The organism is Brevibacillus sp. MS2.2 (assembly GCF_013284345.1).
GTDB lineage: Bacteria > Bacillota > Bacilli > Brevibacillales > Brevibacillaceae > Brevibacillus > Brevibacillus brevis_C.
Genome location: NZ_JABSUZ010000013.1, coordinates 59,718 through 84,715 on the forward strand (window position 1 = coordinate 59,718; position 24,998 = coordinate 84,715).

General features: G+C 48.7%; 19 protein-coding genes. 11 read left to right on the forward strand and 8 right to left on the reverse strand.

All coding sequences use genetic code 11. From position 1 onward, the window contains the following. The first annotated feature begins 67 nt into the window (after positions 1-67). From HP568_RS14230 to HP568_RS14250, 5 genes are all read left to right on the forward strand, one after another. The gene (locus HP568_RS14230; protein ID WP_048031951.1) at positions 68-1,366 is read left to right on the forward strand and encodes a nucleotide sugar dehydrogenase; all 1,299 of its coding nucleotides are present in this window, start codon (positions 68-70) and stop codon (positions 1,364-1,366) included. 144 nt (positions 1,367-1,510) lie between these two features. Continuing rightward, positions 1,511-2,098: a sigma-70 family RNA polymerase sigma factor gene (locus tag HP568_RS14235; protein ID WP_173629411.1), complete on the forward strand. Its 588-nt coding sequence runs from the start codon at positions 1,511-1,513 to the stop codon at positions 2,096-2,098. Further along, complete coding sequence (locus tag HP568_RS14240) at positions 2,077-2,838, forward strand: DUF4179 domain-containing protein (protein ID WP_173629412.1); 762 nt, start codon at positions 2,077-2,079, stop codon at positions 2,836-2,838. The genes HP568_RS14235 and HP568_RS14240 overlap by 22 nt, the downstream gene beginning before the upstream one ends. A gap of 106 nt (positions 2,839-2,944) precedes the next feature. After that, a complete protein-coding gene (locus HP568_RS14245) occupies positions 2,945-3,145 on the forward strand; it encodes a cold-shock protein (protein ID WP_012685372.1) in 201 nt (66 codons plus the stop codon). 385 nt (positions 3,146-3,530) lie between these two features. After that, a complete protein-coding gene (locus HP568_RS14250) occupies positions 3,531-6,542 on the forward strand; it encodes a WG repeat-containing protein (protein ID WP_173629413.1) in 3,012 nt (1,003 codons plus the stop codon). Between the two features lie 162 nt (positions 6,543-6,704). Here the strand turns inward: HP568_RS14250 and HP568_RS14255 are convergent, their stop codons facing one another. Further along, a complete protein-coding gene (locus tag HP568_RS14255; protein WP_173629414.1) occupies positions 6,705-7,532 on the reverse strand; it encodes a M55 family metallopeptidase in 828 nt (275 codons plus the stop codon). Between the two features lie 164 nt (positions 7,533-7,696). Then, positions 7,697-8,830 (reverse strand): glycosyltransferase, encoded by a 1,134-nt coding sequence (locus HP568_RS14260; protein WP_173629415.1) that lies wholly within the window; start codon positions 8,828-8,830, stop codon positions 7,697-7,699. A 210-nt stretch (positions 8,831-9,040) separates the two neighbouring features. On the opposite strand from HP568_RS14260, the gene HP568_RS14265 reads away from it, so the two are divergent. Next, positions 9,041-10,390 carry a glycosyltransferase family 4 protein gene (locus tag HP568_RS14265; protein WP_173629416.1) on the forward strand — a complete coding sequence of 450 codons (1,350 nt, stop codon included), beginning with the start codon at positions 9,041-9,043 and terminating at the stop codon, positions 10,388-10,390. A gap of 151 nt (positions 10,391-10,541) precedes the next feature. Here HP568_RS14265 and HP568_RS14270 read toward each other — a convergent pair whose 3' ends face one another. Genes HP568_RS14270 through HP568_RS14280 form a run of 3 tightly spaced genes read right to left on the reverse strand, consistent with a single transcriptional unit; the run spans position 10,542 to position 14,248 of the window. Then, complete coding sequence (locus tag HP568_RS14270) at positions 10,542-11,360, reverse strand: hypothetical protein (RefSeq protein ID WP_173629417.1); 819 nt, start codon at positions 11,358-11,360, stop codon at positions 10,542-10,544. Then, positions 11,353-12,981, reverse strand: coding sequence for a hypothetical protein (locus HP568_RS14275; protein ID WP_173629418.1), 1,629 nt, complete (start codon positions 12,979-12,981; stop codon positions 11,353-11,355). Before HP568_RS14275 ends, HP568_RS14270 begins: the two co-directional genes overlap by 8 nt. 4 nt (positions 12,982-12,985) lie before the next feature. Then, on the reverse strand, positions 12,986-14,248 hold the full coding sequence (locus HP568_RS14280; protein WP_173629419.1) for an O-antigen ligase family protein: 1,263 nt from the start codon (positions 14,246-14,248) through the stop codon (positions 12,986-12,988). Between the two features lie 189 nt (positions 14,249-14,437). Between HP568_RS14280 and murJ the strand changes: the two genes are divergently transcribed. Continuing rightward, positions 14,438-15,964: a murein biosynthesis integral membrane protein MurJ gene (murJ, locus tag HP568_RS14285; RefSeq protein WP_173629420.1), complete on the forward strand. Its 1,527-nt coding sequence runs from the start codon at positions 14,438-14,440 to the stop codon at positions 15,962-15,964. Here murJ and HP568_RS14290 read toward each other — a convergent pair. Continuing rightward, positions 15,939-17,315, reverse strand: coding sequence for a phenylacetate--CoA ligase family protein (locus HP568_RS14290; RefSeq protein WP_173629421.1), 1,377 nt, complete (start codon positions 17,313-17,315; stop codon positions 15,939-15,941). The genes murJ and HP568_RS14290 overlap by 26 nt on opposite strands. A 204-nt stretch (positions 17,316-17,519) precedes the next feature. Between HP568_RS14290 and HP568_RS14295 the strand changes: the two genes are divergently transcribed. After that, a complete protein-coding gene (locus HP568_RS14295; RefSeq protein WP_048031961.1) occupies positions 17,520-19,172 on the forward strand; it encodes a putative polysaccharide biosynthesis protein in 1,653 nt (550 codons plus the stop codon). A 57-nt stretch (positions 19,173-19,229) separates the two neighbouring features. On the opposite strand, the gene HP568_RS14300 is transcribed toward HP568_RS14295, so the two are convergent. Continuing rightward, positions 19,230-20,081 carry a class I SAM-dependent methyltransferase gene (locus tag HP568_RS14300; protein ID WP_048031962.1) on the reverse strand — a complete coding sequence of 284 codons (852 nt, stop codon included), beginning with the start codon at positions 20,079-20,081 and terminating at the stop codon, positions 19,230-19,232. A gap of 24 nt (positions 20,082-20,105) precedes the next feature. Next, the gene (gene csaB, locus HP568_RS14305; RefSeq protein ID WP_048031963.1) at positions 20,106-21,203 is read right to left on the reverse strand and encodes a polysaccharide pyruvyl transferase CsaB; all 1,098 of its coding nucleotides are present in this window, start codon (positions 21,201-21,203) and stop codon (positions 20,106-20,108) included. 430 nt (positions 21,204-21,633) lie between these two features. On the opposite strand from csaB, the gene HP568_RS14310 reads away from it, so the two are divergent. The 3 genes from HP568_RS14310 to HP568_RS14320 all read left to right on the forward strand — a co-directional run bounded on the left by HP568_RS14310 (position 21,634) and on the right by HP568_RS14320 (position 24,841). Continuing rightward, complete coding sequence (locus tag HP568_RS14310) at positions 21,634-22,557, forward strand: 50S ribosomal protein L11 methyltransferase (RefSeq protein WP_173629422.1); 924 nt, start codon at positions 21,634-21,636, stop codon at positions 22,555-22,557. Positions 22,558-22,622: 65 nt separating this feature from the next. Next, a complete protein-coding gene (locus tag HP568_RS14315) occupies positions 22,623-23,798 on the forward strand; it encodes an acetyl-CoA C-acetyltransferase (protein WP_173629423.1) in 1,176 nt (391 codons plus the stop codon). 53 nt (positions 23,799-23,851) lie between these two features. Next, complete coding sequence (locus tag HP568_RS14320; protein ID WP_048031966.1) at positions 23,852-24,841, forward strand: LCP family protein; 990 nt, start codon at positions 23,852-23,854, stop codon at positions 24,839-24,841. The last annotated feature ends 157 nt before the right edge of the window (positions 24,842-24,998 follow it).

Consider the following 24,998-nt stretch of genomic DNA (forward strand, 5'->3'; position numbering starts at 1 on the left):
GCAAGTTGGCCGCGTGACTTTTACAGTCATACGGACCTTACTTAGAGTGTGAAAGAGGAGATACGCAATGACTCAACCTGTACGCGTAGCTGTTGTGGGATTGGGGTTTGTAGGCTTGCCGTTGGCGCTTACCTATGCCATGAAAGGAGCAAACGTCATCGGTATTGACGTCGTACCGCATGTCGTCGATGAGATCAATGCGGCACATTCCCATCACCTGGAGTCCTATCAGGGAAAAACGTTGCCAGAGATCCTCAAAGAGCAGATTGAAGCAAAACGTTTCCGTGCAACGTCTTCCTACGAGGAAGCTGCTGCGGAAGTCCATAACTATATTGTAACAGTCGGATTGCCTGTTCATAACGGCGATCCTGATCTCGGACCGCTGAAAAGCTGTGCACAATCGCTCGGTCGCGTACTGAAAAAAGGCGATACCATCATGATCCGCAGCACCGTCGTACCAGGAACGACAGAAGATGTAATTCTGCCGATTTTGGAGGAAACAAGCGGTCTCGTTGCTGGTGTCGATTTCTACCTGACATACTGCTCGGAGCGAATTGCAGAGGGGCGTGCTTTTGAAGAGTTCATCCATATGCCGCTCGTTCTGGGTGGCATTAATGAACAAAGCGCTGAAAAAGGAAAAGAGTTGTTGTCCTTCATCAGCGAGACGGACATCACGATCACGGATATCCGCGTAGTTGAGACAGCAAAAGTCATCGAGAACATCCAGCGTGATGTGAACATTGCGATGGTACAGGAATTTGCTCGTTTCTCCGAGGCATTCGGCATTGATACGTTCGAGCTGATCAAGGTTGCCAATACGCACACACGTGTAAACCTGTTATCGCCAGGACCGGGTGTAGGCGGCTTCTGCTTGCCGAATGCGCTGTACTACTTGCAGCCTAAGGCACGCGAATTGGAAGTAAACATGCCGATTCTGCAACTGGCTCGCAATACGAATGATGCAGTACCTGAAGTGTTGATCAGCATGCTCGAGCAAGCCTTGAAGAAAAATGGCAAGACATTGGCAGGAAGCCGCGTAGCTGTATTGGGGATGGCGATGAAAGACTTTTCCAATGACGACCGCGTAAGCCCTGTCCACGATCTGATCAAGCTGCTCATAACAAAAGGAGTAGACGTTCGCTCCTACGATCCGGCTGTTCCGACTGTGTATGATCATAAGGTTGACAGTCTGGACAAAGCATTGAATGGAGCAGATGCGTTGTTCCTGACTGCTGTGCAAAAGGAGTTTGCTGAGGCGGATTGGGCTGATGTCGCTGAAAAGATGGCTGACGCGCCGATCCTCTTCGATACGAAAAACCGCATCCCGCGTGACCTTGTCAGCAAGGCGACTGTGGTGCGCATTTAATTCTTGAACAGTTACACTGATTCATACGGGAAAACCTCTCTAAACGCACGTAGAAGCGTTTGGAGAGGTTTTTTTCATAAAGTAGTGAACCATATTGAACGAGAGAGCCAATACAAGGTGTATACAATTTCAGGGGGCCCTCCGATGAATGATCAAATGTTAGAACTGTGGCTGGACCGTTTGCTTGATGGAGACCAAGAAGCTTTTGAGGTGGTCTACAGCATGACACGGACAAAAATTTACGGTACCGTAGCAGCCATGGTTACGAATAAAGAAGATGTTCATGATATTGTAAGCGAAATCTACTATCAGTTATGGCGATCACTGCCTGCCTATGATCGCAAGCGTCCGTTTCTTTTCTGGGTGAATGGGATTGTCATTAGACAGGTGAAAAACTGGCGTAGACAGATTTGGAGAAGATTCCGTCTGTTAGAACGAAAACAGAGCTTGGAAGAAGAACAACATGCCGAAACGCCGGATGAGCCAATGCTTGCGATGGAGTCTGCCACAGAGATGCAGCAAGCAATTCAAAAGCTGCCGTTCAAGCTACGGAGCGTCGTCATTTATCGGTATTACTACGATTTTACGTACGATCAGATTGCCGAACTGCTGCAAATACCAGTGGGCACAGAAAAATCGAGAAATCATCTGGCATTAAAGCGAATCCGCGAGTGGATTGACGTCGAATGGAATGAGGAGGAACTCCAAACATGTCTATCGAAAAAATCATAAAACAGTCACTCACCAAGCAAATGGACGAAACCACGATCCCCGATGAACTCGACCAGCGCGTCAGGCAGTCCTTTCATCGCTATCACGAAAAAAAGGAGCCTGTAACGATGAAGAAAAAATTAGTTATGATGGGATTAGTTGCTGCTATTATACTGCCGACTGGAGTATATGCGGCTTTAAATGGAACCTCTTATTTTGCAGACAATCCAAAAGACTTGAACAGTTTGGTGGGTGAAGAGGTTAAGCGAGCAGCGGCAAAAGGGTTGTCCATTCCGATCGATCAAAAAATTACCGATCAGGGGATTACGATTCATTTTACGGAAGTGTATGCGGAAGATAGCAAAGTTCTGCTGCACTATCGCATTGAACAACAAAATGGAGAACTGGTGCCTTTCGAATTCGATACGACAGGTTTAGATGTGGTAGGCGAAGCAAACGGCAATCCCGTGTACCAGGAAAAAGGCTTGGAAGGTACAAGTGTCCTAAACTTTTTCGGGACCAAAGAGGATAATATGCCTTTCTACTTAACAGACGAGTCCGGTAAGGAAGTAGAGGTGGGAATAGCCGATCATAACAAGCCAGAGGGCGTTCTTGCCTTCACCTCGCGTGAATCCAAGCTACCACAACCACTCACCTTAAATATCGATGTGAACCGGATCGGCAAAACAAAGGGCAACTGGAAGGGACAATTTATTGTGGACCAGAGCAAAGCCAAAGAAGCAACAGAGGCTGCGAAGTAGGAGAAAAAAATTCGGTCACGTATAATAAGCCTCGTAAATGGCAATAGTAACCGAGGTAAGACAATATTTCAAATGTCATGTAAGGGTTACATGCTAGGAGGCAAAAATGGAACGTGGAAGAGTAAAGTGGTTCAACAGTGAAAAAGGTTTCGGTTTTATCGAGCGTGATGGTGGAGATGACGTATTCGTTCACTTCTCCGCTATTCAGGGCGAAGGGTACAAATCCTTGGACGAAGGGCAAGAGGTTGAGTTTGACGTAGAAAACGGTCAACGCGGTCCTCAAGCGACGAACGTTCGGAAACTATAAAAGCTGAAACGACAAGCAGACTCAGATGATGGGTCTGCTTTTTTATTTGGTTAAGAGGAGTAGCGGCAGTGGGGGAAAGAAGTGAATTTCCAGTCTACGCTTCGGCCTACGCCCTGCTGAAGGAGGGGACTGTCCGTTCCGGAATGATTGGTGGCTTCAACTAACGGGCATGTTTCTATTGCCGTTATTTACATAAAAAGGAGAGCGGAGCATGTATGGCGAAGATGAGGGAATGCTTGTTTTTTATGCTCATTTCGTTTAACCAGCTGGCGGTTTTGCGTGGCTAGGTCATTTACACCGCTTACTCGTGTATGCGGGTGCAGCGCGGTGCAACGTAGATTGTATTTACAGAAAATCACTATTTAAAACCAGAGGAGAAGCTGTCATGACGGAAAATAGCAACGTGTTTCATCCACCATATGTAGTACGTTTTCCATTTGATAAACCGCTCGGGTTACGTTATGCGTTGATTGATAGTAACGGAAATCTTGTTCGTGAGCCGAATTTGCTTAACGTACATAATTTTACTCCAAATCGTAAAGGTGGCTTTATTACTGCTGCTCAAGACCTAAACGGACAATGGGGGTATCTGGATCAAAATGGAAGATGGTTGATCGAGCCGACTCTAGAAGATGCTCGCATTTTTGGCAAGGAGGGTATGGCCAGATTCAAAAAAGAGGGATTATGGGGCTATGTAGATGTAAACGGGGAGATCAACATCCCACCCTGTTTTCAGGAGGCACTGCCATTTAGAGCAGGCTTGGCGGCGGTTAGATTGCACGATGGATATGCTTATATCGATAGTGTGGGACAAGCAGTCATCGAGGGGCCGTTTGCCGAGGTTGGCTTTTTTTCGCCGATCGGTCTGGCAGCCGTGAAAAAGCGTGGGGACTCCGCTGTGGGGATTATCGATAGGAAAGGAGAAATGGTGGTTGCCCCGCAATTTACAGATGTCAGAATGTACACAAGCGATGGAATAGCTCCTGCAAAAATGGGGAAATTATGGGGATTGATCGATGCACAAGGCAACTGGATCGTGAAGCCTACCTATTCACATATCGAAGAGTTCAACGAAGAGGGTCTCGCTTTTTTCAGTGATCATACCAATAGTATGAAAATGAGAAACGGCTATCTTAATACAAAGGGCGATGTGGTCTTCGAGGGAACTTCGATCTCGGACCAAATAGTGTGCGGGCTGGCAAAGGGAGATGGACATTATGGTGGAAGTCTCGGCTTCTTTGATCAAACCGGCACGATGGTTATCCCTGCGCAGTATGCTTGGGCCGATCGCTTTCATGAGTGCGGTGCCAGTGTCGTTCTACGCAATGATCAGTGGGGGATTCTTAAGATGGATGGCCAGTTCCTGGAGATGCCTTATTTGGAGCCGTTGACTGATAATGAAGGCTGGGTACTAGGCTATTATAGTGGTAAGGGAATTGCTCCATTTCTTATCCGGCAGGGCGAAGTCGTCTATGTGGACGCAGATGGAAGGGAAGTTTGCAGACTGCGAGTAGAGGAGACGGATCATCCTCAGGAGGGTGTATTACGACTATTCAATGCCGATGGAAGAATCGTATGGCAAAATGAAGGAGAGCAGGCTCCATTTTTGGTAGAGAGTCCGTTTTTTTGCAAGCAGCCTGCGCAGCATTTTGGGGATATCCAGTTTTGGGAGGGAGATATTGCGGCTACTGCACAAGCCCTCCTTGATGCTGAACCCAAAAATTTTTATCCCTATGCCTGGTATGAACGGGATGTGTACGATCTTTCGGAAGAAGATGAAGATGATCTTGACGAGTATAAAAAAAGAGGCGCGATGGAGGTCCTGGCAAGCACCTATGTGAGCGAGGAGCATTATGGGTATTACCATTTCCTCGACGAATGGGAAAGCAAAGCGTTTGAACGGTATTTTACCGTGATAGCTGACCGTCTTTCCGATTCTTTTGGCGACCCGCTGCCCGATACGTCAATCATGCTGCGCTGGGGCGATAAAAATATGAGCAAGGCATGGGAAGTGAACGGCAAGTATCTGGTACTGGAATGGTTCTCTCAATATGGCGATGGTGATTTTGTCCACCAGCTGTGGCTTGCCGCAGGATACAGAGAGGATTTGGTTTGCGATGAGGAGGATGACGAGGACGAATACAGCACGAACAATGAAGGAACCCACGAAAATAGCAAAATTTTTGATCTCAATCAGTTTGATAGGCTAATGAAAGAGGCGCAGTCTCATATGGATGAGCAGGAATATGATGAAGTTCTAGATTTGATATTCCAAATGGAGGAGCTGGCATCAAATTCCACGGATGTGGATATCATGCATATGAGCTCGATCTATGACCTTAAACGGTATGCTCTCAATGAATTGGGACGAGTAGAAGAAGCGCTCGAGACCTGCCGTGAAGCGATTGCGTCTATCAACAAAAGAATATTATTTGACTTCCGGCTAGAGCACAATCAGCCCCGCCAAACGCTTCGGGCTTGCCACAATATGCTCGCACGGGAGCTAATGGAACACGCTTCAACCAAAGAAGAATGCCTGACAGCATGGGAACATGTAAAGGCTTGCTTCAAAGTGGTGTCTCCGATCGAGGGCGAAGCGGTACTTGAATATTTCTATGACACCAGAGCGCTTGTGCTTCTTAAGCTGAGCGAATATGATCCGAATGAGAAAGCGAAGGCATTTGCTTTTCTTCAGCGGATGCAAACAATGGGATCACATTATCTGCGAGATGAGCCTCGGCTGACTAGAGCGATCAACTCAGTAGAGTATCAGGCATTTTTAAAAAGCAGCCATGAAGAAGATAGTGAATATGTACAACCTGTGCACGAAACAGCTATGGAGGCACTGATCCGTTACCGCAAGGCTTACGAAACATTGAGCCAATTCAACTCGCTAGTGGAAAAGGAGTTTGGGCCTATCATATCCCTTTCATTTAGGGAGGATATGATTGCGAAAGCGGAAGATCGATTAGGTTTTACCTTGCCGGATACATTTCGTCAATTTATGCTGGGATCTGGTCTTGTAGACGGGTTGCGTCCGGAACTTTTGCCTCCTATAAAAATTCAAGGGATGGTTTCGCTCATCACTGAATTGTGGGCAGAGCACCGGAGATTCGAAGAGCTCTTGACGCAGGAAGAAAGGCAATGGCTGGAGGTTCATTGTCTGATCTGCGGCTTGTCACAGATTGACGGCGATAGCCACGAGTATATGTACTTTACTCCCGAAAAAGGGTTTGGCACCTTCATTTACAATAAGGATAATTGGGATGAGTTTGAAGAGAATGTACTCAGACCGTTGCTAGCGCAAGAGATTCCTGTTGAGTCGTTTGACCAGGTGTTTTCCCGAAAGGTGACCGATCAGATTAGTCGGATGAGAGAGATAGCAACGTTTTCCTGAGTGGGGTTACTGTTTCGATCGTGCAATTACTTTTCAAATATCTAGTGATTTAGAAGACCGGGACTCCTTGTATCATAAGGGGTTCCGGTCTAAGATTTTATTTTCACTGAACGAAAGAGAGCGGAAGAACTGATTTCAGTCTTCCGTTCCCTTCTCACCTTTCTAGAAAAACTCTGCACCCGACGCCAGGTTCAGCATGGCGCGCATCGTTTTGTACATATCTTGGGGGTTGGCTGCGTTGTAATAAACCATGTTTGTTGCTGGTTCATAGCGCGTTCCCGGGACAATTGCGGCCATCTCTGCTTGTCCTGCATGGGAGAATTCCATCGCCAGCTCTACAGGTACAGCTGTACGGAATGGCTGGATGTTGTTCCGGTGACGCAAGGCATTGGCCGTCTTGCGCTTCAGTTCAGCGGTCGCTTCTTCACGCGAGAGACAGATAGCAGCCGTGCGGGATACAGCTTCCTTCACGATCGCTGTTTGAATCCCTGGGATCAGTTCCTGTGCCTCGACGGCGATGAGATTATCACCAGACACCATGACAACAGGAACGTTGTGCATGCCCGCAATCGCTGCGTTAAAGCCGAACTCACCCACGACTTGTCCGTTAATATACATATTGTGAACCACACCGGACATCGTATGACTGAGCACGCCAGGAATCCCTTGACGGGTATGATAGCCGATAAACATCGCAGCATCAAAGCTCTCATCGAGTCCCTGCATCATGGATGAATCGCGTGGAGAACCTGCCAACAGTCTCGCTTTAGGATGGAGCTTTTCCCAGAGAATGTTGTTCATCGTGTTGTGACTGTCTGCTACAACAATCTCCGTTACGCCAGACTCAAGTGCAGCTTCAATAACTGCATTGGCATCGTCCGTCATAAACTGGCGACCACGCTGATAGTTAACCCCCGAATCCGGGTTAATATAGCTCGTATCTACAATGCCTGAAATACCTTCCATGTCTACCGAAAGAAATAGTTTCATCTTCATTTTCACCCTTTCTGTCTGGAGCAGCTTGCTATACAAAATAGTTCCAATTCATATGTAACCAGATTGATCATGAGTAGGCAACCATAAAAACAGATTCTTCAAACAAATCATATGAAAAAAGCACGATGCTCGCTGTTCGCGTTTCACCGTGCTTTTCGTCATTTCAGTAACGTACGATAAAGAGCAACAATTTGTTCGGTCATGAGTTGAATGGTAAAAGTGGACTCTACTTTTTTCAGCGCGTTTTGCACCATGGTCTCACGCAACTGTGGTGAAGTCCAAAGCTGTTCCATTGCTTGCGCTAACAAAGCCGGATTTCCCGGTTCGACGATCAGCCCCGTTTCGCCATCGAAAACAAACTCTTTCACACCGCCGACGTTGCTGGCTACGACAGGAACCTCCGAAGCCATTGCCTCGATAATCGTATAACCTAGCCCTTCGTACAAAGAAGAGTGGACAAAGCCATCTAACGCATGCAAGCACGCAGGAATATCTTGCCGAAATCCAGCAAAGCGAACACGCGATTCCAGCCCCAATTCTTTTACCTTGGCTTCGAGAGCAGCACGTTCAGAGCCGTCTCCGATCAACACGAGATAAGCGGCCTCTTTCTTGTCCGTCACAAGCGTATGAAAAGCATCGAGCAGAATCGGTAGGCCTTTCACGGGAACAAAGCGAGCTGCTGTTCCGAACAAAAAGGCATCTTCTGGTATGTTCCATTCCGCACGCAGTCGATTGCGGTCATTCTCCCGTAAATGGTTTTGCCGATAAGGCTTCATGTCCATTCCGTTATAAATCACGCTAATGTCAGACGAGCGAATACCCTGCCCCCGCAAAATATCGGCAATCGCACCACTGATCGCGATATAATGACGGTTCCAATGTCTCGTGCTCATTTCCATTATGCTGACAATGGCATAGGCCAAGGAGCTTGTATAATCATAACGGAGTGAGCTGTGAACAGTGGTCAGTAAAGGCACCTTCATACCGAGAGCTGCCAATCGGGAAGAGAAATTGGCTTTAATCCCATGCGTATGGATAATCGCTGGCTGGAATGTGGAAAAGGCATTCCGCAGAGCCTGTAGCAATCGTAAGTCAAAACGTCCGAACTGATTCAGTGTAATGACTTGGACCCCTGCTTCCCGCAATTTACTCGCGAAAAGAGAATCATAGAAGCATACGACTGCGACATCTACTTCGTCGACTGGAAAAGTAGTGACCAAATTGAGAATATGTTGTTCAGCACCGCCAAATTCCCCCCCGCCAATCACGTGGAGGACTCGTAATTTGCTCATCTGAATTCACCCGAATCGTAATTAAAAAACCCCTACTGAGGTATGTACATGGAGGCACGACCGAATAGAGGCGGTGTACCGAAAAAATGAACGATCATTTATAAACAAAGCCATTTTCACTATAGCAGATGCCTGCTAGATTCGCAATAAGACAGCACTTATGGTATCGTTGATGATGGAAAATTGAAATGGAGAAGGACGGTTACGTAAATGAATACGCACAACGTATTGATCATATGCTACATATTTCCTCCTATTGGTGGAGGCGGCGTACCTAGACCGTTGAAAATGGCCAAATATTTGGGGGAGTTTGGCTGGAATGTCCATGTGCTGACAGTAGATCCTGCTTATCATGCAACACTCGATCCATCCCTTTTGGCACAGTTGCCGAGTGATGTCGCCATTCACCGTGCAAAGGAGTGGCAGTTGCTGCCGAATCGAGGGGGACAAGCTGCATCAGCAAGTGCCAATACAACGTCCACACCATCACAACCGTCGTTTAAGGCGAAGGTAAAAAAACAGGTCGTCAATGTGCTGAAAAAAGTAAAGCCATACTTGTTGATTCCAGACGACCAAATCCTGTGGATGCCGAATGCACTCAAGCTGGGACGGGAAATTATGCGCCGTGAAAAGATCGACGTGATTTTTTCTACATCGGGACCAGTAACGAACCATTTGATTGCGAAAAAGCTTTCCCATGAGTTTGGTTGCAAATGGGTAGCGGATTTCCGTGATCCATGGACGCAAAATATGCACACCTCTGGCATCGAATGGCGAGAGCGCATGGAAGAGCGAATGGAGGAGGCAGTGATGTCCCAAGCGGATGCGATCACGACCGTTACCGCAACCTTCGCCTATAATTTTCGCGAGAAGCACCAGGATCGCATCAAGCGGATGGAGCTGATCTACAATGGGTTTGATCAGGCAGATTTTCAAGGGTTGGCTCCCAGCCATGCTGCTTCGGACAAATTTCATGCGGTGTACGCAGGTATTTTGTATCAAAAGCGCAACCCGCGCTTACTCCTGCAAGCCATCCGGGAACTCATCGATGAAAAAGCGGTGGACCGAAATGATCTCTTGCTCAGCTTTGCCGGGGTGTTCGATTATCCGGGGTATTCCGAAAATCGCGACTGTGTAGAAGCATTGGGGCTGGGTGACATCGTTCGCGTGTTGGGGAACCTGCCGCATAAAGAAGCACTCGGATTGATGAAAGGCGCAAATGCCCTCTTACTGATCGGGGATGTGTCCGCTGACGCCGGAGCGTATATTCCGGGCAAGCTCTACGAATACATGGGGATTGGCAACCCGATTCTTGCTCTGAACAAAAGAGGCGAAGCGACAGAGATTATTGAAGATTTCCGTCTCGGGCAAGTAGCCGATCCAGAGCAAAAAGACGAAATCAAGCAAGCGTACCTGAAGCTGTATCAGGAGTGGAAAGCCCAAGGACAAACGGGTAGCGAAGAACGCGGAGCGGATTTTGCAGAGCGTGTGAAACCATACGAGCGCCGTGAACAGGCGAAGCAATTGGCGCAATTGATGGATGAACTGGTAAAGAAATAGGACAGCATAGCCCCGGAGCCATTGTAGGCTGCGGGGTTTTCTCCGTGACAGACATACTTCTTCTGCTACAAAATAAAAGGACCCGACGAGAATCGCCAGGTCCTGATTCGTACTCAATCAGTCTGCTGCCACGCAAAGGTAGCAGACTTTTTTAGTACAGCAAATATTTTTCTACTTCTTCCGGTTCTTTGATGTGAATGCCACCCGTATCGTTGTATTTAAACAGGTTGAACATCACTTGCTGGTCCATCGTTCCTGCTTCAGGCAGTGGGAGAATGATCCACGTCTCGTACTGGTGGATCAGACGGTCTTCCTTGCCGAACCAAAACGTTGTCTTGATCGTGGATTCCTTCAAGATGTAATCCAGATCAGGGCGTTCTCCCAATTGCTTTTTCAATGGTTCAAACAGTGGGCTTTGGCTATTTTTCAGCCATTCTGCTCCTGTCATTTTCAATTGGAACGGAACGCTAACGACGCCAATTACTTTTTCCTCAGGCAATTGGACGGCCTTGTCCATGAAAGGCAGCCAGTCCTCGAAGCCTTTCAATACGTCGAAGGCAAGCGGCTCATCCGGAGCGGTCACAAACTGCTCGTTAGCCTTGATGTAGCGCTTGTCATGAATCCGATAGTACGAATACGGCTGGGCAGCGATGCGGGCATCCACATTGTAACCTTTTCCGTTGATGACAGCTCCATTGAACATGCTCGTTGTGGAGCGTGAGAGGATCGTATTTTTTACATGGCCTTTGTACCAGTAGGTCTGTGCCTCTTTATCCGTCTTGCCTTTTTCCAGAGCCGTTTTCAGCCACTCCGCACCTGACTCGGTTTGGACGGTGGTCGTTTGATCCGGCTTCTGATCAAAATTGGTGGTGGCAAAAGCCTTCGTACCTGATTCATAGGTGCAGCCACCGAGCAGGGAGGCTGTGCAGATGGCAGCGAGCAGTGCCCATGCTTTCGTAGCTTTACGCATGGCGGAACCTCCTTACGACTCCGTATCCCAAGAGTCCCACAAAGAGTGCGATTGTGAGTCCGAATACCGGAATGTTGTGCTGCTTGAACACGAGAATGCGATGTGTATTGTACATGTTCGCAACGATTTCGTTTTTCTTGTCGCCGTCGATGTCGCCGATTTGGACATTGATCAACGGCAAGTAAATGCGCCAGTTTTGTTTCAGACCCTCTGGTGTGTAGTCATAGCCAGCCAAATAGCGAGTCTCTGTGGTGCTCACCCAGCTTTTCGCTTTGGCTATGATCTCAGGCTTTTCGTTGTTGCCGATGGTAGCGAAGTTAGAGAAGCGGAAGCTCTTGTCGCGATCTCCGCTTGCCCACAAAATCTCCCACGTGCCGTCTGGCTTCGGCTTCAAGATGTACGAAGGCTTTCCTGCAACGAGTAGTTCATCGACCTTGTCGTTGTCGATATCGGCAGGAATGAACTCGCCTGTGGCCAATTCAGCCTGTTTGCGTGTCAGTGTGTACGATTCTGTCAGTGTACCATCTGGCTCGACAGACAGAACACTCAGGTGCTCACCCATGACAACGAGTCCCTCGCGGCCATCTGGCAGCATCATGGTGGTCATCAGCTTGGTTGCTTTTGTCGTACCGCCAAAAGGCTTGCCATCGTAGTTTCCTGTCAGCATACCATCCTTGATATGCAGATCCGTGTATTTCGAGCCGAGTGTTTGACGCAGGTCCATACTGCCTTCGTTTTCCGCCAGCAGGTTTGCGATGTTTTCCATATCAAGCATAAACGCACGATATGGTGCCGTTCCGATTTGCAGCATGCCTTCCGCATATGGTTGGCGTTGTACATTCGGTACCAATTGACCGTCTTTCATCGTGTAATACGGGAAGCCCGGGTAATCGGTCGGCAATTTTTCCTTGATGATCTCCATGGTATCAGCAGGAATCTGATCATTCGGCATCCGCACCATTTGGCCGTCTTTCCAGGTCAGGACGTAAACAGAAACAGGTTCCGCCTGCAAATGGCGCAGCTTCTCCGCCATTGCTTTTTTCTCTTCCTCCGTCTCAGGCTTTTCAATTTCTTCAGGCAGTGGGAGCTCCTCGGCATTGCCGTACGTGATAATCTCCATCTTGCCATCGCCATTGACGTCGTGCAGTGTGATTGGGAAGTAATCCACCCAATCGCCGTTGTACAAACGGTCAGTTTCGTATTTCACAGTAAAGTGACTGAGTGCAGTCAATGTATCCCGGTTGAACGTGACATTCGCCAAGAGAGCGATCAGAACCAAAGAACCGACTGCACGCCAGTTGAGGCGCCCGTACCATTTCACGAGAAGGGCAATCACGATGATGGCGATTGCACCACCGATCAACAGAGCGGCGGTCGCTTTCACATCGACACGTGTCAGTGCGCGATCCAGGAGCAAGAAGCCGATGGAAAACACCAGCACCTGACGACGTTCAGAAGGATGCACCACAAAGTAGCAAAACGCCAGCAGTGGCAAGAATATGAGCAAGGCGATCCAGGTTAAATCAAGGAACGCAGGCTTGACGAGCAAATGGTAAATGAGAAACAGGGCAATAGCGTACAGAGCCCAGCTTATCGTTTGGAGAATAGGATTGCGGCGCATGCGTTCACCACCTTTTATTTTGTGTCTGGTCGACGAATAATGCGCACAGGAAGCCGCCAAACAGCCAGAAATAGAGGGCCATGAACGGCACCTCGAAAATGTTTTCCACGAGGTTATGCGTCGCTACGGCGATTAATCCGCCCAGCAGTCCGAGAATCGCGAAAAAGTGCGGCGAGCCTTGGAGGTTGCGGATAAGTCCCGCGCCATACTTGAACATAGTGATCACAGTTCCGATTAACAGGATGATCCCGATCAGACCGTATTCCGCCAAACTTTTGAAGAAATAACTATCTGAATAAATGGTACCGAAATGGCGAGCGGCAACTGCTCCGCCGTGATGACCGAGACCGACGCCAAACAAAGGCTCGATGCGCATCTTGTCATAGGCTTCGCCCCAACGACCAATGCGTCCGCCTTGGCTGCTAGATTCGAAGTATTCAGGTGTAAAGAGTGTGAAAATGCGATCTTTAACTTTTCCGACAAGTGGAACAGAATCAGGAACGAAGAACAGGGCTACAACCCCGATAATCCCTGCGATCACCAAGTACCCTGCAACTCGTTTGTTCCATATGTAGAAGCAAACAAATGCAGCAAAGGCAAGGGCAAACCAAGAACCACGGGAACTTGTTAACAGCATGGCGAGCAAAGTCGTCAGCGCAACGATGGCCCAAATCCATTTTTGCTTGCGATCCTTCGCTGTCATGAATAGACCAGCGGCAATCGGTGTAACCAACGCCATATAGCTGCCCAATACGTTCGGGCTCGTTACGAAGGAGAATGCACGCGTTGTAACTGCTTCCCCTTCCTGTACCCATGATTCAGGTGTTTTGACGCCTACGATGACTTGCAAGACACCATACAGTGCCGCTATGAAACCAACCAGCACAAGTCCCTTCATGAACTTGTCCAGGTCCTCCATCGACTTCAATAAATAGAAGCCCATGAAAAAGGCGAGGATGTACTGGTAGACGGAACGGAATCCTTCTACGCTCGCTTTCCAGTTCGCCATGTCTGTCACCATGATGGCAACTCCGAGGATGAAAAAGGCTCCAAGCCAATGTTTGATTCCAGGCATCGTCCGATTTGACTGTAAAAACGCAACGAATGTAAACAGCATCAAGACGATGAGCAGTCCTTCATCCCACAAAGAAGATATGACTGGAATCGGTAGAATCTGTCGCAAGACGTAATCGATTACTGGATAGGCCAACAGCAAATACAACCAGGTAGTTGATTGGCTTCCCCACTTCAACACGGTTTCTCTCATTTTTATTGTAGTCCTCCTACAGGTAAGGATTAACCTACCTATTATAATGAATCTGACAACCAGGTAGCAAGCCGGGGGGAAAGAGGTTGGTAGGAACGGTAGAAATAAGATATGATAACTAGGTAGTTTGAGGGGTTAGAACCAAGCCTGGAACGTAGGGTTTCAAATAGGGATAGGAGAAAAGTGGACATGAGTTTGTTAAAAATTGCTTCCATGATTGTCGTGCTGACTCTCGTCGGAAGGCTTCTGGGCTTTTTTCGCAGTGTGTATGTATCCAGCTTGTACGGTACTGGGATGGAGGCAGATGCGTTTAATATCGCGGCGACGATCCCGCTGACGCTCTTCTTGGTCATACCGGGAGCGGTCAATGCTGTGCTGATTCCGACGATGCGCGGCATGATGGAAAAAGGAGAGAGGACGACTGACTTATATCAGAAGATGCTCACGATCATTTTGGGTATATTCGTTGCTCTGTCTGTCTTAGGAATTGTCTTTTCTTACCAGATTGCTGCGATGTTTGGACTGACAGGTGAGAAGCTGGAACTCACGGCTAACATGCTGCAATGGATGTGGCCATCAGCTATTTTCATTGGGTTAACAGGGCTGTGGTCGAGTATGTGCAATGCTCACCAGCATTTCTTTACACCGACGCTTGGCACGGTAGTCAATGGAGCTTTGGTAATTGTCAGCATGTATGTGCTCGTGCCGATGTATGGTCCCATTGGACTGGCGATGGCTACGACAATCGGTTACTTGGGTGCTCTGTTGCCGATTCTCCCGACTTTGCGCGGATTCGGCTATCAGCAACGCTTCTCTTTCGCTTGGAGAGAGGATGCTGCTCTCAAAGGGATGGGCGAGCGTGTCATTCCGATTTTGATTGGCGCGGTTGTAGCCCAGGCCACTACCTTTTTGGAGCGAGGCTTTGCAGAAGGACTCGGAACGGGTGTCGTTTCCGCTCTCGCCAATGCGAACCAGATCATGCAATTGCCTCTGGCGATCTTTGTTGGGGCGTTTACGTTGCCGTTGTTCCCACTGTTGGCTAGTCACGTCAAGCGGGGGGAAATGACGGAGATGAAGCAAATCCTGCAAAAGGGACTTGCCTATCTCCTCATTTTGCTGTTGCCCGTGACGGTTGGACTGGCCCTATACGCTGAGCCTATCATCCGACTAGCTTTTGAGCGCGGTGCGTTCGATGAGCGTTCTGTCGCTTTGACAGCGTGGGCACTGCCGTTTTACGGCGTGGGACTTTTCTTTTTAGCGTCGAGAGACTTGCTGACTCGCGCCTTTTATGCACTGGAAAACACGAAGACACCCGTTATTATCGGGGCGATCGGGATCGGTGTATATGCCCTTGCCAACTGGTTGCTTATTCCACTGCTTGGTCATGGCGGAATTGCCCTGGCTAATGCAGTTTCAGCTATCAGTCAAGCACTCCTGCTGTTTGTTTTGCTATGGAGGGCGGTAGGAAGCCCTGTACGAGCGAATTTCCTCATGACTGCCGGGAAAACCATTTTGGGCTGCGCAGTCATGGCCGGTGCAATTTTACTCGTCGATCCATGGTTATCCACATGGCCTGTCTGGTTGTACTTGCCGCTAGGAATTATCGGTGCAGCTCTTTTGTATCTCGTGGTGCTCATTTTGGTTCGCGAGCCACTTGTATCAGAGCTGCTGCAAAAAGTACGCAAGCGGTCTACTCCGGCGGGAGGGCGCTCGTAAGCGGGAATTCCCGGATTGCATAACGAGTCTTTCCCGAGCTTGCGGGGGGAATGGTCTCCACGTAAGAAACCTGGATGCTCACTTGACCTAACGCCGAGCGAATGCCTGCTAAAAGCTTGGCTTCATCAGCAGGTAAAAAACGTTCGGGCTCCTTCACCAGTCGCAGGCTCAGTCGCTCCGGCTCATGCTGGACGATCTGGAAAGTGCGGAAGCTGTCCATATTGCGCACGATGTGATTAAAATAATGTCCGTGCACATACCGTCCGTTTAATGATAGGAACATGTCGTCTTCTCTGCCGTCGATCGAAGCAAGAAGTGGAAAAGGGAGATGGCATGGGCAAGCTGAATCAGAAAGCGCGACGACATCTCCTAATTGGTAGCGTAGGCGAGGCATGACGGTATTGTGCAGGTCTGTGACGAGCAGTGCTCCCGGGTGCCCTTTATGGATGGGAATATGTGTAATTGGATCGACTACCTCCAAATAACAGTTCCCGGAAAAGGCATGCATGCTCCCGGCCTTGCATTGATAGGCGATAATTCCACCGTCACGGGCGCCGTATTCATTCACAACAGGCGCATCAAAAGCTTGGGCAATCGTTTGCCGCTGGTGTTCGTGCAGGCTTTCTGCTGTAGAGACAACGGCTTTGAGCGGGATTCCAAGTATCATGCCGCGTCGCAGCATCATCGTGGCGAGCGTATGAAGCGCAGAGGCGTACCCGTATAAATAAACTGGTTGGAAGTCCCGAATGAGGCGAAGGTTTGCTTCCAAATGTCTTTCGTCCAGTTCATAGGCAGAAATCATCAAACGGTTCTTCAACCAGCGCTCCTTCCAGCGGTAGCGGCGAGCTTGCTGGGCGTTTAATTCGAGTGGAGAACCCCAGATCATGACACATGGGTCACCTATGCGAATGCCGTACCAGGATAGCCCCAACCAGCGCGCAGCTTCATATCGCTCGACAGTTGGGCGATCGAGATAAAAATGGGTAGGTTCACCTGTGGAGCCTCCTGTACGATTTCCAATGAGCCCGCTTGTTTGTAGGCCTTGGCTCATATATTGATCAGCGTTTTGCCGAAAGTGTGCTTTGGTCAGAACAGGAATACGCTGCAAAAAACGTTCAGGCATCTCGCGCATTTTGCTCCAGTCTGGGGCGAAGGCAGTGTAGGCTGGTACGTTTTGTGTCGCATGATCGAGTAGCTTCACCAGCTTTTCTCGCTGCTGCACGTTAAGTGCTTCGGCAGATAGGTGCTCGGCTGCTTGCAATTCTTTCATGTAAGGACGGATGCGATTTCCTTTCAAAGCCTCCATTAACGGCCACTGTACATGGCGGATCAAAAATCCGGTTGTGGGCATAATTTCCCCTCCTACTCACAGATCACACAGGCAGACGATTAAAAAAAATCAATGCAATCTGTTTTTCACCAGTATTCCTGCGAAATTCCATCGATATACCTGTTTGCTGGAAGAGGGAAATGATAGTAGGATAGAGAGTGGGTTCATGTCGATTGGTACTGCCCCACGGGTATCCAGTCAAAGAGACGAATAAAGGAGTTACCCATGTTGAAAAAAAGTCATTTTCTCGCGGGAGCATTGATCTTAGCCATAGCGGGGATTTTGTCAAAAGTTATCGGGATGTTTTATCGGATTCCGCTTCAGGAGATAGTTGGAGACAGAGGTCTCGGACTCTATCAGGAAGTATATCCTCTCTACCTGACCTTCCTCATATTGGCGACAGCAGGTGTGCCAGTAGCGTTGTCGAGGGTGATTGCAGAGGCATTGGCTGAAGGAAAACAAGGCTCTATTGGACAAATTTTGGCCCGAAGCATGGTCATGATGGGCGGGATAGGACTTGTCTTGTTTGCGCTCCTGTACGCCAGCTCTCCACTCATCGCAAAGCTCATGGGGAATCCGCATTTGATTGAGCCGATTCGAGCGATTTCCATGTCGCTGCTGTTCGTTCCCTTGATTGCGGTTATTCGCGGCTTTTTCTACGGCCATCAAAAAATGTTGTTTGTCGGGCTCTCGCAAATCGTAGAGCAGACGTTGCGTGTCGTATTTATTTTAGTAGCCTCCCTGTATCTTGTGTCACTCGGTGAAGATACAGACACCGTGATTACCGGAGTCAACTTCGGTACGATGATCAGTACATTTTTAAGTCTCGGGTTTCTAGCGTTGCTCATGTGGCTCCACAACCGGAAAAATTCCGTATTTAGCGGGGCTGAGTGGGGGCGCCTTACTTGGTGGTATGATCGTGCCTTTTTCGTCTCGATGTGGCGAATTGCCTGGCCGATTTGTATCAGCGCCTTAGTTATCCCGATTTTCAGTCTGACGGATTCCTTCCTGGCGATTAACATCTTCCGCTACATTTGGAATGTAGACGGTTTGACGGCGGATACCTGGTTTGGCATTTACAGCAGGGGAGGACCACTTCTGCAAATGGCGAGCTTGTTCGGATCGTCGATTGCCCTCTCGATCGTGCCTGCTATTGCCGAAGCGATCAGACAAAAGGATCAGGAACGGATTACGACCTTGACCAAGCTCTCGTTGCGATTTGCTTGGCTAATCGGTCTACCTGCCGGTCTTGGACTGACGGCTGTAGCTGAAGGGGCGAATCTGGCGTTGTATGGTGATATGGAAGGCACGCGCGCAATGGCGATTTTAGGCATCACAGCGATTCCGCTTTCCTTGTTGCTTGCTACAAACGGCATTTTGCAAGGGATCGGCAAAGAAAAAATCCCTGCGCGTCATCTGCTGTATGGTGTCATTGTAAAAGTACTGGCGACACTCGTGTTTACCTCCATGTTTGGTATGGATGGCTTGTCCCTGTCATGGCTGGTTGCAACTGCATTTGTCTGCGTCCTGAACATGCGCGTCATCAACCGTTACGTATCGATTCCGATAAACTGGCGCTTCGATACCATTTATCCGTTACTGGTAGCTAACCTTATGCTGATTCTGGCTTGGGGAGCGACAGAGGCAGTTGATTTCCTGTTCAGGGGAAGAGAACCCGTGCGCATTTTGGGCGCGATAGAAACCGTGGCTGGAGTCGGTGTAGGACTCGTTGTTTACTTGGGACTGATGATCCTCATTCCACTCATTGAGGATAAGGAGCTGGACTGGCTGCCAGGCGGAAACAAGCTGCGCGCCTTTATCCAACTCGTTCGGAAGAAGCAGGGTTCCTCGTTAAAGTCCAATACAAATAACGATTGATCGAGTCGAAAAACCCCTTTCTCCACAAACGGAGGAAGGGGTTTTATGTGATCTTGCTTATTTTGTTTTCTGATAAACACAGACGACCATCTTGACGAAAAATTCACGGGTAGCAGGTAATTTCGCCAAGGACTGCAACTGATTGCGCAACGGAATCTCTCGCTGGTAAACAGCAGGCTGTACCACGCCTTGTTGAATTTTTCGAAACCGTTTGATCGTCATGCGATTGATGTACGAGATCGTATCTCTGCCATCAGGAAGCTTGTCGAAGCGAAACGCAATCCGGTCAGAACCGTCTGGCAAGTCGCGGACTAGCTTTTTATAGGCGTCAATCAAGGCTTGCTCCGAGAAGAGAGCATGCACCCAAGGAATCCCGATTGCATCTGACAAATGGGCACCGTATGGATGATAATACGGCGGGAAATTGATGTAGAGATGTCCGCCAGGCTTCAAGACCCGAAAGCATTCCTCTAGCGTTTTTTCCGGTTCGCCTACATGCTCCATCGCGTCATTCATGATGATCGTATCGAATGTGTTGTCGGGGAAGTCCATTCTCGCGGCATCACCAGTCATGAAGGAGACAAGATGATCCAGTCCTTTTTTCTTCGCGAATTCATTTCCTTCCTCCGCGTAGTGGGGGACGATGTCGATGCCGATCATTTTTTTAGGGCCGTAGGTAGCGTAATAACAGGTTTTTCCTCCGCCGCCACAGCCGATGTCCAAAACCGTTTTGTCACGGAACATTTGCTCCTGTGAATGGAAGGGGAGGAAAAACTGAATGGTTTGATCCCCTTTTTGAAATTGCCATTCCGTATAGCTCATTTCCCCGTTGTTTGCCAGGTTGAAAGGGTGAACGGGGAGAGGAAATAATCGATTTAAACCAAGTAACACTTGTGAAGAAAAGGACATGATGTCCTCCTTTCCAGGTCAGCCTTATTTACGCAGCGCCTGCAGAACAAGTTCACTGCTTTTGGAAGCTTCGATCGCTAACAGATGGGAATGCTTCGTTACCACATCAATTTCGTGATCGAGGTTGTCCAGTTTTTCAGCGAGCAAGGTCAAAAGTGTAGTTTCATCGAGTTGAGTAATATGACCAGCATTGGGCATTCCAGCCCGTTCAACGAATCGATCGATTTTCGGATCGTAGGAGATGCCGATAAAAGGGATTCGCAGCATGCACGCAAGAATGAGCGAGTGAAGCCGCATACCGACGACGTAGTTACATTGTTTCAGTACCGACATAATGTCATGAAAAGTCACAGGTGCATCGAGAAGACGTGCTCCTGGTTGGCTCATCTGGTCCATGATTTCCTGAGACGGTGCCAAGTCACTAGGGACATGCATCGGCAGGAAGAGAACATTCCATCCACGCATGATAAACCAATCTGCTGCCCGGGCTATCTTCTGTTTGAATTGCTGTTCCTGTTTCCAGTCCCGGACAGAGATGGCGACCAAGGGCTTTGAAGGATCATCAAACATACCATGGAGCAGCTCTTTTCCCCGTTGATCTGCAATATCGTCTGGGGATATCGTCAGAGCAGGGTCAGCTGTTATATAGATAGGGGCTTTTTTTACGCCGCAGGCTTTGAAGTCCTCCCCTGATTCGTAGTCGCGAACGGTGATGATGTTGACGTGATTCACCACGCGTTTAATCATCGTGCGACTTAGCGATTTGAGGATAGGGCCAAAGCCTTGAGCGTAAAAGACCACGGGTTTACCTAAAAGCTTGGCAATGGTGACGATGCCCAAATAGTAGAGGACACTACGTGGACTGGTTACATCCTGCATCAGTGTACCGCCGCCCATCACCAGCATGTCACTTCGCGAAAGCTCGCGGACGATGGTTCCAAAGCTCCAGCGGTTATAGGCTTCAATCCCGAACAATTCCGCAGTCCGATCAGGCTGATTGGACAAGACGGCGAGAGAGATATTTGGTTGTTCCCGCTTAAGAGAGCTGATGATGCCGTACAGGACCACATCGTCTCCGGCATTATTAAAGCCGTAGTACCCGGAGATGAGAATTCGCGACATGGAGTGAACCTTCTTTCTATATCAAACGTACAGGAAAAATACATTCTCAAGTATAATCGAGTAAACAAGGGGAAGTAAAGCAACCACAGTAGAAAACTTCACGCCTTAATTGTTTGGACAGATACAGTGGGTGCAGCGCGGTTCGTAGGGTATAATGATGTTGTTCCGATTTACGAGAACATATAGAGGAAACCCATACCGAACATGCCGATGCCAAGAACGATGAGGGCAATCATGACGATGAAAAGCCCCTTATTTTTGCGGCGACGGTAAAAAAATTCGTCAAACATGGTAAGCCTCCCTGCGGTTATGTTAGTCCATTCTACTATCATACCATGTTCTCTATCATCCTTGCCATCCACATATGAGTGAATAGATGTCCGCAAGAATAGGGGCGAATGACAGCAAAAGGGAAGGAGCATTTTTCATCATGGAAAGCATGTGGCTCAAATACACATTACTAGTGGAACCTGAGATTGAGGATTTGTTTGTGGCAGAGGTTTTGACCAGCTCCTACACGCTTGGCTGGATCGAACCGCAAATCGAAGTACTGACAACGGAAAACGGATATGATTACGCAGAAAATACGGAAGGTCCACTTGTTGGGTATTTATTTGAACCCCAGCACGATCGTGAAGAGGAGCATGTAGCTCGCCTGAAGACCTACATTCAGCGCTGGAATGGACAAGTCACCATTAAAGAAGTAGAACTCGTAGCTGAAGAAAATGAATCGTGGAAAGAGGAGTTCCGGGAAGTCAAGATAGGCGACTGGTGGGTGGCACCAACATGGACGGACCCCGCAGCACTGGAGTCCGCACGGCATATCCTATGGATCGATCCAGGTGCAGCCTTCGGAACCGGCTATCATGGAACGACGCAGGACATTCTATTGTTTTTGCAAGACATGGAGCTGGAGGGTAAGCAAGTCATTGATGTAGGAGCTGGCTCAGGAATTCTCTCTTTGTACTGCGCTTTGAATGGAGCGAAGCATCCTGTATGGGCAGTTGATATTAATCCACAAAGCGAGTATCAGGTTCTCGTCAATGCGACCAATAACCACCTTCCAGACCACGCTGTACAAGTCGTGATTGGGGATGCGAGCAAGGACGCTGTGAAGTCTCAATTGCCTGACCAAGCTGATGTCATTCTGGTCAACATCGGAGGCGATGAAAATGTCGCGATGCTTCCGATGATTACAGAGCGAATGGCTCCTGAAGGAATTTTGATTCTCTCGGGAATTGTCGAATGGAATCGGGAAGCGGTCATCGCCACATTTGAACAAGCAGGCTTCCAAGTAGAGAAAGAAAGCCAAAAAGACGAATGGGTTACCGTTGTATTGAAAAACATCGCTTAGAACCGTCTTGTAACTTCCGTGTGAGACAATATAGAAAATAGGGTACTCAATGGAGGGGAAAACCAATGGAGCAGGTTGTCATTGCTGCTGCCGGACGTACGCCAATCGGTACGTTTGGTGGCGTCCTGAAAGATGTAAGCGCTCGCAAGCTGGCAGAAACCGTCATTCGTGGTGTCATGGCTCGATCTGGTCTGGAAGCTTCTCAGATCGATGAAGTCATTTTAGGGAATTGCATTCAGCGGACAGACGAGCCAAACATAGCGCGAGTGGCAGCATTGGATGCAGGCTTGGGGAAAGAAGTGACAGGCTACACGATTCAACGTCAATGTGCATCCGGCATGCAAGCGATTGCGAGCGGCGCTTCCCAAATCCTTTTAGGCGACAGTGAAATCGTCCTGGCAGGCGGCGTAGAGAGCATGAGCAATGCCCCGTATGTCCTGAAAAATGCTCGCTGGGGCAAACGATTGACACATGGGGAAATGACTGATGCGATGTGGGAATTGTTAACAGACCCACACCATCAAATCCTCATGGGCGAGACGGCAGAACGTCTGGTCGATCGTTATGGGATCACGCGCGAGGAGTCGGATGAGATTGCCTTGCGCAGTCAGCAAAATGCGATCCGAGCCATAGACAGCGGTTTGTTTGCCGAAGAGATTATCGGGGTCCCAATTAAAAAGCGCACCGAAGAAATCATCGTAACGGAAGACGAATTCCCTCGCAGGGGAGTGACCTTGGACAGTCTCGCGAAGCTAAGACCCAGTTTCCGTGACAATGGTACAGTGACGCCAGGCAATGCCTCCGGGCTCAACGACGGAGCGTCCGCAGCCGTTTTGATGAAAGAAGGAAAAGCGAAAGAGCTCGGGATCGAACCACTCGGCAGAATTGTCTCATGGGCAGTAGCGGGAGTAGAACCCGATTTGATGGGATATGGACCCGTTCCAGCAGTGAAGCGCGCATTAGCAAAAGCCGGTTTGACGCTCGCGGACATCGAACTGATTGAAGTAAATGAAGCCTTTGCCGCGCAATACCTCGCCGTGGAAAAACTACTGGAGCTGCCGAGGGAAATAACGAATGTGAACGGAAGCGGCGTCGCACTGGGTCATCCTGTCGGTTCTACTGGCTGCCGAATTGTCGTAACCTTGCTGCACGAAATGAAGAGACGACAGTTGAAACGAGGCTTGGCTGCCCTGTGTGTTGGCGGCGGGATGGGTATGGCAATGGTTGTCGAACGCACATAGGTTTAAACGAAGTCTCCCCTGTTAAAAATGGAAGCAAAGGGGGAGGCTTTGTCATGTTTATATGGTCTTTTTTCAAGCGACATGGAAAACAGATTGCGTTTCATACCTTATCCTGCTTGGCGATCGGGGCGTTGCTGCTGGTTGCCTACAGTGCCTATCAATATAAGCAAATGACAAATCAGTGGTATGCTCCGATTGATGGAGCCAAAGGGAGTGCAAAACAGGCAACTGTTTCCCTTCCTCCACGTAATCTTTTGACAGGAACAGAGCCGTTGAAGCCTTTCGTCGCCCTGCTTCTTGGTGTAGACAGTCGAGACGGGGAAAGTGCACGTTCAGATACAATCATGCTTGCGGCGATTCATCCCGGGAAGCAATCCGTCTACCTTTTGGCGATTCCGCGTGACAGCTACATGGAGCTCCCGGGAAAAGGATACGACAAAGTGAACCATGCGATGGCTTTTGGTGGTCCAAAGATGGTGAAAGAGTCGCTGGAAAAATTTTTACAAATAAAAATTGATCGGTATATCTCCGTAGATTTCGATGGCTTCCGTCAAATTGTGGACGAGCTGGGTGGTGTCACTGTCGATGTGAAGAAACGTATGAAGTACAGCGATCCGAGCGACGACACGTACATCGACATTCAACCAGGGCTGCAGACTTTATCAGGTGAGCAGGCATTGGATTACGCTCGTTATCGCAAAAGTGATTTAGGCAAGGAAGACAGTGATTACATGCGGATTGACCGACAGCAGGAGATTCTCACAGCATTGGCTTCCAAAGGCACCTCGCTCCAATCGTATACCAAGGCATTTTCACTCATGGAAATACTGGGTCAGCATGTGAAAACGGACCTCACCGAGCAGGAAATCGCCTCTCTGTTATTGTCCTATGGCGATGGAACTCCGAACTCCATCCAAGCTGATACATTGGTCGGGCAGGATGAACGCATTTGGCATAAAGGTATTGTTGGCTGGTATCATCTCGTCCCAACAGATGAGCGGGAAAGAGCACGCCAGCAAATTATCAAGGAAGTAACACCGTAAGACATATCAAGCATAAGGGCAAAGGACACGGCTGTCATTAGGGGCTGTGTCCTTTTTTCGTCGAATGGTATTGCCCCAGATGGAAAGTACATGATTTTAGTTGGAAAATTGAATATGTTTCGAATACAATAGTCATTAGGAAGAGATTATGAATGTA